This is a genomic window from Streptomyces lasiicapitis (assembly GCF_014646335.1).
In the GTDB taxonomy this organism is placed as follows: domain Bacteria; phylum Actinomycetota; class Actinomycetes; order Streptomycetales; family Streptomycetaceae; genus Streptomyces; species Streptomyces lasiicapitis.
Genome location: NZ_BMNG01000013.1, coordinates 317663 through 329948, shown reverse-complemented (window position 1 = coordinate 329948; position 12286 = coordinate 317663). Strand labels below are relative to the sequence as shown.

At 71.2% G+C, this 12286-nt stretch carries 7 protein-coding genes; 6 read left to right on the top strand and 1 reads right to left on the bottom strand.

Features of this window, described 5'->3' with window-relative positions; all coding sequences use genetic code 11:
- Window positions 1-593 precede the first annotated feature (593 nt).
- The 5 genes from IEY91_RS28685 to IEY91_RS28665 all read left to right on the top strand — a co-directional run bounded on the left by IEY91_RS28685 (window position 594) and on the right by IEY91_RS28665 (window position 10692).
- Window positions 594-5588 (top strand): NAD-glutamate dehydrogenase, encoded by a 4995-nt coding sequence (locus IEY91_RS28685; RefSeq protein WP_189176205.1) that lies wholly within the window; start codon window positions 594-596, stop codon window positions 5586-5588.
- A gap of 206 nt (window positions 5589-5794) precedes the next feature.
- Window positions 5795-6649: a polyprenol monophosphomannose synthase gene (locus IEY91_RS28680; protein ID WP_189176204.1), complete on the top strand. Its 855-nt coding sequence runs from the start codon at window positions 5795-5797 to the stop codon at window positions 6647-6649.
- Window positions 6646-7182, top strand: coding sequence for a GtrA family protein (locus IEY91_RS28675; RefSeq protein WP_189176203.1), 537 nt, complete (start codon window positions 6646-6648; stop codon window positions 7180-7182). The genes IEY91_RS28680 and IEY91_RS28675 overlap by 4 nt, the downstream gene beginning before the upstream one ends.
- Window positions 7163-8671, top strand: a complete 1509-nt coding sequence (locus IEY91_RS28670; protein WP_373288033.1) for a putative glycosyltransferase family protein — start codon at window positions 7163-7165, stop codon at window positions 8669-8671. The genes IEY91_RS28675 and IEY91_RS28670 overlap by 20 nt, the downstream gene beginning before the upstream one ends.
- 461 nt (window positions 8672-9132) lie before the next feature.
- Window positions 9133-10692 (top strand): UDP-N-acetylmuramoyl-L-alanyl-D-glutamate--2,6-diaminopimelate ligase, encoded by a 1560-nt coding sequence (locus tag IEY91_RS28665; protein WP_189176201.1) that lies wholly within the window; start codon window positions 9133-9135, stop codon window positions 10690-10692.
- A 6-nt stretch (window positions 10693-10698) separates the two neighbouring features.
- Here the strand turns inward: IEY91_RS28665 and IEY91_RS28660 are convergent, their stop codons facing one another.
- Entirely contained in the window at window positions 10699-10929 is a 231-nt protein-coding gene (locus IEY91_RS28660; protein WP_189176200.1) for a hypothetical protein, read from the bottom strand.
- Between the two features lie 151 nt (window positions 10930-11080).
- Between IEY91_RS28660 and IEY91_RS28655 the strand changes: the two genes are divergently transcribed.
- Entirely contained in the window at window positions 11081-12277 is a 1197-nt protein-coding gene (locus tag IEY91_RS28655) for a helix-turn-helix domain-containing protein (protein WP_189176199.1), read from the top strand.
- Window positions 12278-12286 lie beyond the last annotated feature (9 nt).

The following is a 12286-nucleotide window of genomic DNA, read 5'->3' as shown; positions in this document are numbered from 1 at the left end:
GGTCGAGCGCGATGCGGTCCTGCACGCTCAACGTGCGTTCCGTCACGCTCAACGTGCATCGCGCCGCCCCGTTTGCCAAGGGGGCGTCCCGCTCCGCCCACGGCGAGGCGGCATCTCGCCGGGCCACGGCTGGGGACGTCCGCCCAGCCCGGGGGGCATATTTGGCGCCCGCGTGGCCGGATCCGCACACCGCCTCCGTACTCGGACTGTGCAGACTGTCAAAATTCGACCCCTGGTTTTGTACACATACGGCTCATGACGACTTCCCGGTGCGGGGCGATAGCCTTGTCCCGTGATCAGCGCGATATCCCGCGGGGGCGACGACGCCTCCGCCTCGCGCCCGGAGAGCACGGAGTACACGAACCGTGCCGGGCGCCACGCTGACGACTTTTCCCGGAGCGGATGTCGCGGACATCGTCGACATCACGGACACCTGGGTCGGCCAATGATTTCGCCAGAATTGGCGGATTACCGCCCGGTCACCGCTCATCGCGGCATAACGTCGACTTGGACCGGAGACCCCGCGTCGCGGCGTTACGTCACATCACTTCCTTCTACGTCACGCAACGGCGCGCGACAGGAGTCAGAGGACAATGCAGACCAAGCTGGACGAAGCCAAGGCCGAGCTGCTCGCGCGGGCGGCCCGGGTAGCTGAGAACAGCCCGGTCGGGGGGCGCCTGCCAACGGGAGCACCGACCGGGTCCACGGGCGGGAGCAAGGGCGGCGGGAGGGCCGGCGCACAGAAGGCGGCGGGCCCGGCCGACACCCAGAAAGTGCTCGCGTTCCTCCAGCGCTACTACCTGCACACCGCCCCCGAGGACCTGTCCGACCGCGACCCGGTCGACGTCTTCGGAGCCGCCTACTCCCACTACCGACTGGCCGAGAATCGCCCCCAGGGCACGGCCAACGTCCGGGTGCACACCCCGACCGTCGAGGAGAACGGCTGGACCTGCAGCCACTCCGTCGTCGAGGTCGTGACCGACGACATGCCGTTCCTGGTCGACTCCGTCACCAACGAGCTGTCCCGGCAGGGACGCGGCATCCACGTCGTGATCCACCCGCAGGTCGTGGTCCGCCGTGACGTCACCGGCAAGCTCCTCGAAGTACTCCCCGAGACCCCAAGCGGCTCCGAGCGCCCGCACGACGCAGTCACCGAGTCGTGGATCCACGTCGAGATCGACCGCGAGACCGACCGCTCCGACCTGAAGCAGATCACCGCCGACCTGCTGCGCATCCTGTCCGACGTCCGCGAGACGGTCGAGGACTGGGAGAAGATGCGCGACTCCGCGCTGCGCATCGCCGACGAGCTGCCGACCGAGCCGACCGCCGACGACGTCCGCGACCAGGAGGTCGAGGAGGCCCGCGAGCTGCTCCGCTGGCTCGCCGCCGACCACTTCACCTTCCTCGGCTACCGCGAGTACGACCTGACGGACGACGACTCCCTCGCCGCCGTCCCCGGCACCGGCCTCGGCATCCTGCGCGCCGACCCGCACCACACCGACGGCGACGACCACCACCCGGTCAGCCCGTCCTTCAACCGGCTGCCCGCCGACGCCCGCGCCAAGGCCCGCGAGCACAAGCTGCTCGTCCTCACCAAGGCCAACAGCCGCTCCACGGTGCACCGGCCCAGCTACCTCGACTACGTCGGCGTGAAGAAGTTCGACGAGCACGGCAACGTCGTCGGCGAGCGCCGCTTCCTCGGCCTGTTCTCCTCCGCCGCGTACACCGAGTCCGTGCGCCGCGTGCCGGTCATCCGCCGCAAGGTGCAGGAAGTCCTCAAGGGCGCGGGCTTCACCTCCAACAGCCACGACGGCCGCGACCTGCTCCAGATCCTGGAGACCTACCCGCGCGACGAGCTCTTCCAGACCCCGCCCGACGAGCTGCGGTCCATCGTCACGTCCGTGCTGTACCTCCAGGAACGCCGCCGCCTGCGTCTGTACCTGCGCAAGGACGAGTACGGCCGCTACTACTCCGCGCTCGTCTACCTGCCGCGCGACCGCTACACCACCGGCGTCCGGCTGCGGATCATCGACATCCTCAAGGAGGAGCTGAACGGCGCCAGCGTCGACTTCACGGCCTGGAACACCGAGTCGATCCTCTCCCGCATCCACTTCGTCGTCCGCGTCCCCAAGGGCGGCGAGGTCCCCGACCTCTCCGACGCCGACGTCGAGCGCATCGAGGGCCGCCTGGTCGAGGCCGCCCGCTCCTGGGCCGACGGCTTCGGCGAGGCGCTGACCGCCGAGCTCGGCGAGGAGCGCGCCGCGGAACTGCTCCGCCGCTACGGCGCCGCCTTCCCCGAGGGCTACAAGGCCGACCACACCCCGCGCGCCGCGGTCGCCGACCTCGTCCACCTGGAGCGGCTCTCCCAGCAGAGCCACCAGGACTTCGCGCTCAGCCTGTACGAGCCGGTGGGCGCCGCCCCCGACGAGCGCCGCTTCAAGATCTACCGCTCCGGCGCGCAGATCTCCCTGTCCGCCGTGCTGCCCGTCCTTCAGCGCCTGGGCGTCGAGGTCACCGACGAGCGGCCGTACGAACTGCGCTGCTCCGACCGCACCAACGCCTGGATCTACGACTTCGGCCTGCGCATGCCGAAGGCGCAGAACGGCAACGGCGACTACCTGGGCGACGACGGCCGGGCCCGCTTCCAGGAGGCCTTCGCCGCCGCCTGGACCGGCGAGGCCGAGGTCGACGGCTTCAACTCCCTGGTCCTGCGCGCCGGTCTGAACTGGCGCCAGGCGATGGTCCTGCGGGCGTACGCCAAGTACCTGCGCCAGGCGGGCTCCACCTTCAGCCAGGACTACATGGAGGACACCCTCCGCAACAACGTCCACACCACGCGGCTCCTGGTGAGTCTCTTCGAGGCCCGGATGTCCCCGGACCGCCAGCGCGCGGGCACCGAGCTGACCGACGGGCTCCTCGAAGAGCTCGACGGCGCGCTCGACCAGGTGGCCTCGCTCGACGAGGACCGCATCCTGCGCTCCTTCCTCACCGTCATCAAGGCGACGCTGCGCACCAACTTCTTCCAGGAGGCCGCGGGCGGCAAGCCGCACTCGTACGTCTCGATGAAGTTCGACCCGCAGGCCATCCCGGACCTGCCGGCGCCTCGTCCCGCGTACGAGATCTGGGTGTACTCGCCCCGCGTCGAGGGCGTCCACCTGCGCTTCGGGAAGGTCGCGCGCGGCGGGCTTCGCTGGTCCGACCGGCGTGAGGACTTCCGTACGGAGATCCTCGGCCTGGTGAAGGCGCAGATGGTGAAGAACACCGTCATCGTGCCGGTCGGCGCGAAGGGCGGCTTCGTCGCCAAGCAGCTGCCCGACCCGTCCGTGGACCGCGACGCGTGGCTGGCGGAGGGCGTCGCCTGCTACAAGACGTTCATCTCGGCGCTGCTCGACATCACCGACAACCTGGTCGCGGGCGAGGTCGTGCCCCCGGCGGACGTCGTGCGCCACGACGAGGACGACACCTACCTGGTGGTCGCCGCCGACAAGGGCACGGCGACGTTCTCCGACATCGCCAACGAGGTCGCCGAGTCGTACAACTTCTGGCTCGGTGACGCCTTCGCCTCCGGCGGCTCCGCGGGCTACGACCACAAGGGCATGGGCATCACCGCGCGCGGCGCCTGGGAGTCCGTGAAGCGGCACTTCCGCGAGCTGGGCGTGAACACCCAGACCGAGGACTTCACGGTCGTCGGCGTCGGCGACATGTCCGGTGACGTGTTCGGCAACGGCATGCTGCTCTCCGAGCACATCCGTCTGGTCGCCGCCTTCGACCACCGGCACATCTTCATCGACCCGAACCCGGACGCGGCCACGTCCTACGCCGAGCGCCGCCGCCTCTTCGAGCTGCCGCGCTCCAGCTGGGCCGACTACAACAAGGAGCTGCTCTCCTCGGGCGGCGGGATCTTCCCCCGCTCCGCCAAGGCGATCCAGCTCAACGCCCACATCCGCCAGGCCCTCGGCATCGAGACCGGCGGCGCCAAGATGACCCCGGCCGACCTGATGCAGGCCATCCTCAAGGCGCCGGTCGACCTGCTGTGGAACGGCGGCATCGGTACGTACGTGAAGGCGGGCGCCGAGTCGCACGCGGACGTCGGCGACAAGGCCAACGACGCCATCCGCGTCGACGGCGCCGACCTGCGCGTGAAGGTCGTCGGCGAGGGCGGCAACCTGGGCCTGACCCAGCTCGGCCGCATCGAGTTCGCGCGTGCGGGCGGCCGTATCAACACCGACGCCATCGACAACAGCGCGGGCGTGGACACCTCCGACCACGAGGTGAACATCAAGATCCTGCTGAACGCCGTGGTGCAGGCCGGGGACATGACGGTCAAGCAGCGCAACAAGCTGCTCGCCGAAATGACCGACGAGGTCGGCCAGTTGGTGCTCCGCAACAACTACGCGCAGAACACCGCGCTCGCCAACTCCGTCTTCGAGTCGCCCTCGCTGCTCCACGCCCACCAGCGCTTCATGCGCCGCCTGGGCCGCGAGGGCCAGCTCGACCGGGGCCTGGAGTTCCTGCCCACCGACCGGCAGATCCGCGAGCTGCTCAACTCCGGCCGCGGCCTCTCGCAGCCCGAGCTCGCGGTCCTCCTCGCGTACACGAAGATCGTGGCCGCGGACGAGCTGATCCACACGACGCTGCCGGACGACGACTACCTGCGGCGCCTGCTGCACGCGTACTTCCCGAAGGCGCTGCGCGAGAAGTTCCCCGAGCAGGTCGACGGGCACGCGCTGCGCCGCGAGATCGTCACGACCATCCTGGTCAACGACACCGTCAACAGCGGTGGCTCGACCTTCCTGCACCGGCTGCGCGAGGAGACCGGCGCGTCCCTCGAGGAGATCGTGCGCGCACAGCTCTGCGCCCGCGCGATCTTCGGGCTCGGCGAGGTCTGGGACGCCGTGGAGGCGCTTGACAGCGCCGTGGCCGCCGACGTGCAGACGCGGGTGCGGCTGCACTGCCGCCGGCTCGTCGAGCGTGGCACGCGCTGGCTGCTCAACAACCGGCCGCAGCCGCTGCAGCTCGCCGAGACCGTCGACTTCTTCCGCGAGGGCGTCGCCCAGGTGTGGACCGAGCTGCCGAAGCTGATGCGCGGCTCGGACCTGGAGTGGTACGAGAACATCCGCGAGGAGCTGACCTCGGCCGGTGTCCCGGACGAGCTGGCCCAGCGGGTCGCCGGGTTCTCCTCGGCCTTCCCGTCGCTCGACATCGTGGCCGTCGCCGACCGCATGGGCAAGGAGCCGCTGGCCGTCGCCGAGATCTACTACGACCTCGCCGACCGGCTGCGGATCACCCAGCTCATGGACCGGATCATCGAGCTGCCGCGGTCCGACCGCTGGCAGTCGATGGCCCGCGCCTCCATCCGCGAGGACCTGTACGCGGCGCACTCCGCGCTGACCGCCGACGTGCTGGCCGTCGGCAACGGCACGTCCACGCCGGAGCAGCGCTTCAAGGCGTGGGAGGAGAAGAACGCGGCGATCCTGGGCCGGGCCCGGACCACCCTGGAGGAGATCCAGGGCTCCGACGCCTTCGACCTGGCCAACCTGTCGGTGGCCATGCGGACGATGCGGACGCTGCTGCGCACGCATTCGTAGGTCGTACGTCGCCCGGGGGCGCCCCGCACCGTGTGGTGCGGGGCGCCCCCGTCGGCGTTCTCGACGTGCGTTCGGGCGCGACCGGGGGGCACTCGCAGTCTGCGGAACGGGTGACGAGCGGTGCCATATGCCGTTAATTCCGGCATTTGGGCTACGGTAGATGAGATTGTCTGACGGATGGATCCCGGAGGGAGCAGGGTAAGCCGATGACAGAAGCAAGTCCGTTGGACGCAGCGGAGCGCGCGGTCCGGGTGCTCGGTGCCGGACGGCTGCCCGAGGAGTGGGCCGCCACACCGCTGACCGTCGTCATGCCCACGTACAACGAGGCGGGGAACCTGCCCGGCATGGCCGACGCGCTGATGGCGCTGCCGCTGCCCGGCCTCAGCCTGCTCGTCGTCGACGACTCCAGCCCCGACGGCACCGGCGACCTCGCCGAGGACCGCGCGCGGCGGCACGAGGAGACGTACGGCCGCCGCCGCATGAACGTGCTGCACCGCACCGAGAAGGACGGCCTCGGCCGGGCCTACGCGGCCGGGATGGCCAAGGCCGTCGAGGACGGCGCGCACTACGTCCTGCAGATGGACGCCGACGGGAGCCATCCCGTGGAGAAGGTCGCCGAGCTGCTCGGCGTCGCGCTCGCCACGGACGCCGGAGTCGTCGTCGGCAGCCGGTACGTCCAGGGCGGCACCCTCTCCGACGCCTGGGGCGCCCACCGCAAGCTCCTGTCCCGCTGGGCCAACGCCTACGCGGGCACCATCCTCGGCACCCGCGTCCGCGACATCACCGGCGGCTTCAACCTGTGGCGGGCCGACGCCGTGCGCGCGGTCGACCTCGGATCCGTCGACAGCGCGGGATACAGCTTCCAGGTCGAGATGAAGTACCGGGCCGTGCGGCTCGGCTTCGACGTCGTGGAGGTCCCGATCCACTTCGAGGACCGCACGGTCGGTGAGTCGAAGATGAATCTGATGGTGCAGCTGGAGTCGGTCGTGATGCCGTGGAAGCTGCGGATGCGGGGTGGGCCCAGGCAGGGGTCCGGGCCCGGTTCGGGGTCCTCCGCATGACGAGCACGCTGCACGAGGTGCCCGCCGCGACCGCCGGTGTCGCCGGTCCCGCCCCCGCCCCCGCCCCGCGGCTCAGCCTGGCGCGGCTGCGCCGGCTGTGCCTGGAGCTGGCCAAGTTCGGCGTCGTCGGCGGCAGCGGGGTGGCCGTCAACCTGGTCGTCTTCAACCTCCTTCTGCACGGCCTGAGTTCGGCCCCCATGACCGCCACGGTCCTGGCGAGCTGCGTCGCCATGGGTACCAACTACCTCGGTTTCCGCTTCTTCGCGTACCGGGACCGCGCGTCCCGCACCAAGCGGCAGATCGCCCTCTTCTTCGTCTTCAGCGGCATCGGCGTGGTCATGGAGAGCCTGCTGTTCTACGCCGCGTACCACGGGGCGGGCCTCAGCGGGCCGCTCGGCTCCAACGTCGCGAAGGCGCAGTCCATCGTGCTGGCGTCCGCGTTCCGGTTCCTGGTGTACCGGACGTGGGTGTTCCAGCACCGGTCCCACCACGGGGGCTTGGACGACGTCCGGCATGACGCCCGGCGGGCGTAGCCCGTCCCGCTGGGTGTGGGGACTCCGGGCGGTGGCGGGCGCCGTCGCCGCCCTCCTCCTCGCCGTCGTCGTCCGCCTGCCCTGGGTCGGTGACCTGGGCATCCACGCGGCGACGATCGAACGCCTCCGCCACGACCCGCTCCACCCCGGCGATCCGCTGGTCGACGCCGACGTACCCAGCCCCTACTACTCCCCGTGGACGGTCCTCCTCGGCTGCGTCGCCAAGGCGACAGGGGTGGGCGCCTTCGGGGTGCTGCGGCTCGCGGCCGTCGTCGGTCTCGTACTCCTGCTCTCCGGGATCTGGCACTTCGTCCGTACGTTGACGGAGTGCCGGGCCACTCCGCCCCTTGCCGTGCTGTGTGTGCTGTTCCTGTGGGGGCCGGTGCCGTTCGAGTGGAGCGGCTTTCTCGGGCTCAACTCCCTTGCGCTGACGGTTTCTTATCCGAGTACGTGCGCGCTGGGGCTTTCGTTTCATCTGTGGGCGTGGCTGCGGAAGGCTCTGCGGGCGGGGTCTGGGTGGCTGGTGTTCCTCGGCCTCGGGGCGCTGTGGGCCGTGGTACTCCTCACCCACCAGTTCACCGGTGTCGTCGCCTCGCTGGGCGCGCTGGCGATGCTGCTCGGGGCCCGGCCGTGGCCTTCGCGCGCGGTTCTGCTGCGCCTGGCCGCCGGTCTCGCCCTGGGCCTCGTGGTGCTCGCCGTCTGGCCGTACTACCCCTTCTTCGAGCTCTTCGGCGCGGGCGCGGACCTGGAGCAGATCCACCGCGCGCTGTACCGGGACCTGCCCGGCCGCTTCGGCCTTGCCCTGCTGGGCGTGGCCGCGCTGGCTGTCCGCTTCCGGCGGGACCGGCGTGATCCGCTGGTGCTGTTCTTCGCGCTCGGCGCGGTGGTGTTTGTGGCCGGGGGCCTGAGCGGTCATTACTCCTGGGGGCGGGTGCTGCCCGCGGCGCTGATTCCGGCGCAGGTCGCGGCGGCGGTGGAGGGGGCAGGGGTGGTGGCCGGGGTGGTGTGCGGGGACCGTCTTCGGCGGGTGTTCGCCGGGGTTCTGGCCGTCGCCCTCGCCTTCGGCGCGTGGACCCAGGCCGGGACGCTGGGCTACGTACTCCCGAAGGACGCGCTGCCCTCCCCTCTCGCCGCGAAGTACGAGCCGCCGTGGCCCGGCTACCGGTGGATCACCCCGTGGGTGCGGTACGGGGACGTCGTGATGGCGAAGACGTTCCCCGCGCGGCAGATCCCTGCGTACGGGGCGTACACGGTGGCCCCCGGCTACCCCGACTTCTTCCTCCCGGACGAAGTCGCGCGCGAGGACGCCGTGCGCCGGTACTTCGCGCCGGGCACGCCCCGGGCCGAGCGGGTGGAGGTGCTGCGGCGGTACGGGGTGCGGTGGGTCGTGGCGTATCCCGGGGACGGCGGGCTGCGGGCGGACGATCCCGCGCTGCGGAAGGTGGGGACGGGGCCGCGGGGGCTTGGGCTGTACCGGGTGGTGGGGTGAGGTGGCCCCGGCTGAGGCCCCCGGCTGCGGCAAGATCTGGACCGAGGGTCGCCGGAACGGCCGTACACTCGGGCTCATGGGTCGCATGGGTTCTATGAGGCAGTGCCCGCACAGGGCGGCCTCAGAACTGCGCCCGATCCCCGTCGTCATCGATCCGGCCGTCGTCGTCGATCCGGCTTTCGCCGTTGACGTCGAGACACCTCGGATCTGGCGTATCGCACTCCACGGGCACGGTTAGCGCCGCACGTCGCACCGGCTCGCCGCTTCTCCACGCCGCGCGCCGGGCCCCCTCCCGGTACCTCCCGGGACGTTTCCTGGGCCGAGAGCCGCTTCGCCCCTCCTCGCCGGGCGAACTCCCTTCCCGCTCCGCCCATGTCGCCACACCAGCTTGCCGGCCTCCGCCGGTGCTGCCACCTGGCTCCGACCGCACGACCGGGCCGGGCCACCTCGAAGGGATCACTGTGAAGCTGAGCGAGCTGCTGGCCGGACAGGAACATCAGGTACTTGAGGGTGACCCGGGCAGGACCGAGGTCACGGCGGGTGCGACCTTCGACGTCGACCGGGTCACGCCCGGTTCTGTCTTCATCGCCGTGCCCGGACACCGGGAGGGCGGGCCGGGCTCCGTGGCGGCCGCGTTCGCGCGTGGCGCCGCCGCTGTGATCGTCGAAGGGCCGGATCCGGCCCTTCCCGTGCTTTCGGCGGCCGCGAGCAGGTGCACCGTGCGGGTGCCCGACACCCGACGGGCGGCCGCGGTCGTGGCCTCGCAGTACGTCGGTGAGCCGGGCCGGTGGATGGACATGGTGGCGATCACCGGGACCAACGGCAAGACGTCGGTCTCGTACATGGTCGAAGCCGTACTGCGGATCTCCGCGGGCGCGAAGGTGGGAGTCATCGGGACGGCCGGCAGCCGCATCGGCGACGAACTGATCCCCATGCCGCATTCGGTGCTCACCACTCCCGAGTCGCCCGACCTGCAGTACCTCCTTGGCCACATGCGGGACCGTGCGACCGGCAGCGTGGTCCTGGAGGCCACCTCGATGGCTCTGCTCACCCACCGGGTGGACCGGACGTTCATCGACGTCGGCGTGTTCACCAACCTCACGCAGGACCATCTCGACGACCACGGCACGATGGCCGACTACCGGGACGCCAAACTCCGGCTCTTCCAGGGCCTTTGCCGGTACGCGGTGGTCAACGCGGACGACCCCGTGGGGGTCGGGATCGCGGCGATGATGCCGGGGGCGGTGACCACGTACGCACTCGACGTACCGGCGGACTACCGGGCGACGGATCTCGCGGTGAGCGCCACGGGGACGCGGTTCACCCTCCGGCACGGTGGGCACGCGTATCCGGCGGCCATCCCCTTCCCCGGCCGGTACTCGGTCGCCAACGCCCTTGCCGCGCTGGCCTCCTGCCACGTCCTGGGACACGACCTGGACGCCCTCATCGCCGCGCTCGCCCAAATGCCGCCCGTCCCCGGCCGGTTCGAACGCTTCGAGACCCCCGACGGCACCTCCGTCATCGTGGACTACGCCCATTCGCCCGACTCCCTGGACAAGGTCCTGACCACCATCCGCGGTTACGCGCGCGGCCGCGTCATCACGGTCTTCGGCTGCGGCGGTGACCGGGACACCACGAAGCGCGCCGACATGGGCAGGATCGCCGGGACCCACTCCGACCTGTGCGTCCTCACCTCGGACAACCCCCGCGACGAGGACCCCGAGGCCATCCTCGACGAGATCACACCCGGCCTCACCGCGACCGGCACCCCCTTCGAGCGCCTCGCCGACCGCCGCGAGGCGATCGCCTTCGCACTGTCGGCGGCGGGGCCCCGCGACACGGTCCTCATCGCGGGCAAGGGGAGTGAGCCGCATCAGACTGTGCGGGGGCGGTTGGTGCCGTTCAGCGATATGGCTGTTGTGCGGGAGCTTGCGCTGGAGGCCTCGGTGGGCGTGGCCGAGGTGGGCCGCCCTGCGCGGGGCGGTGTCGCTGCTGCGCAGGCGGGGGTCCGCACGTACTGAGCGGGGTCAGGGGGTCGCCGGGTACCCCGGGCAGCGGGAGCATGTGCACAGGGGTGGGCGTGAACTCAGGGGCGGGGTGCCGCCGTTGGGGGTGACGCGGCGGGTGCCGGTGTCTTGGGTGACGGTGCCGTCGCGGTTGACGGTGTAGACGCGGAGGGTCATGCCGGGGGTGGGGGAGGTGGTGTTCGGGGTTCCGGTCGTGGGTTCGGGTGAGGGCATGGGCATGGGTTCGGGCATGTGGTGCTCGCTCCTGTCGGTTGCCGGGCGGCTGGGGCCAGGCCTGTGCGGCCTGCCATGCCGATGGTTCGCGATCCCGGCCAACCCGGCCCAGTGGACCGGCCGTTGACTAAACTCGGAGTCAACGGTCGACAACTGTCCGGAGCGCCCCGTGACCGACTTCGCCTCCCGTGCCCGCGATGCCCTGGCGGACCAGGGCATCTCCATGCGCCAGGCCGCGCGCGCGTTGAACTACGACGTGTCGTATCTGTCCCGGGTCCTGAAAGGGAAGCAGCGGCCGTCCGAGAACCTGAGGCGTGGCCTGGACAGGCTGACCGGGGCCGAGGGGGCGCTGCTGGCCGCGAACGCGGAGGTGGCCGTGGCCGCTGCCGCTGCCGCGGGGGACGGTGCGGGTGACGACCTCGAAGCGGTCGAACTGGCGCGGCGCGTTCGGGCCAGCGACGTCGGCGCCGAGACCCTCGACCGGCTGGAGAGCGCCTTCGACCAGTTCGCGGTCCGCTATCAGACGGCGTCGCCTCCCGAGCTCCTGCGCGACGTACGCCAACACCTCGGGTACGTCACCAAGTTGCTGGACGACCGCAAGACGCTGAGCGAACACCGGCGCCTCATCGTCCTGGGCGGCTGGCTCTCGCTGCTCGCCGCGACCCTGCATGTCGACCTCAGGCAGAGCCGAGCGGCGGCGGCGCGGCTCACGACGGCCGCTTCGCTGGCCCAGCACGCCGAGCACCACGAGATCCACGCGTGGACGTACGAGACGGAGGCCTGGCGGGCGCTCACCACCGGTGACTACCCGCGCGCCGTGGAACTGTCCCGGGCGGCCCAGTACGTCGCCCCGCGCGGCGGGTCAGCGGAACTTCAGGCGACCGCCCAGGAGGGGCGGGCACGCGCACGCCTCGGGCAGCGGCGGGAGGCGTACGCCGCCATCGAGCGCGTGCAGCACCTCGCCACCACGATGGTGCTGCGGGCCCAGCCGGAGCACCACTACCAGTACGACCCCGCCAAGGCCACGTCGTACACCGCCACGACCCTGGCGTGGATGGGCGACGCCGCCGCGGAGCAGCCCGCCCGCGAGGTGATCGCACAGTTCGACCTGGGCGGCGACGCCACGTCCTGGCCGCGCCGCGCCGTCTCCGCCCACATCGACCTCGCCCTGACCCTCCTGTCCTGCGACCGGCTCGACGAGGCATGCGATGCCGCGCGGCGGGCGATCGCGTCCGGGCGCCTGCTGCCCGCGAATCACTGGCGGGCTCTGGAGATTGTCCGGGTGGTCGAGGGGCGGGGGTTGCCGGAGGCCGTGGAGCTGGGGGAGGCGTACGAAGAGTTGAAGCCCTGGGGTGGGGGTGGATGACGTCGGGGG

Excerpts from the sequence above, each read along its gene's own strand:
- IEY91_RS28670 (WP_373288033.1), top strand. The coding sequence starts at position 7,163 with ATGACGCCCGGCGGGCGTAGCCCGTCCCGCTGGGTGTGGGGACTCCGG.
- IEY91_RS28680 (WP_189176204.1), top strand. The coding sequence starts at position 5,795 with ATGACAGAAGCAAGTCCGTTGGACGCAGCGGAGCGCGCGGTCCGGGTG.
- IEY91_RS28675 (WP_189176203.1), top strand. The coding sequence starts at position 6,646 with ATGACGAGCACGCTGCACGAGGTGCCCGCCGCGACCGCCGGTGTCGCC.
- IEY91_RS28685 (WP_189176205.1), top strand. The coding sequence starts at position 594 with ATGCAGACCAAGCTGGACGAAGCCAAGGCCGAGCTGCTCGCGCGGGCG.
- IEY91_RS28660 (WP_189176200.1), bottom strand. The coding sequence starts at position 10,929 with ATGCCCGAACCCATGCCCATGCCCTCACCCGAACCCACGACCGGAACC.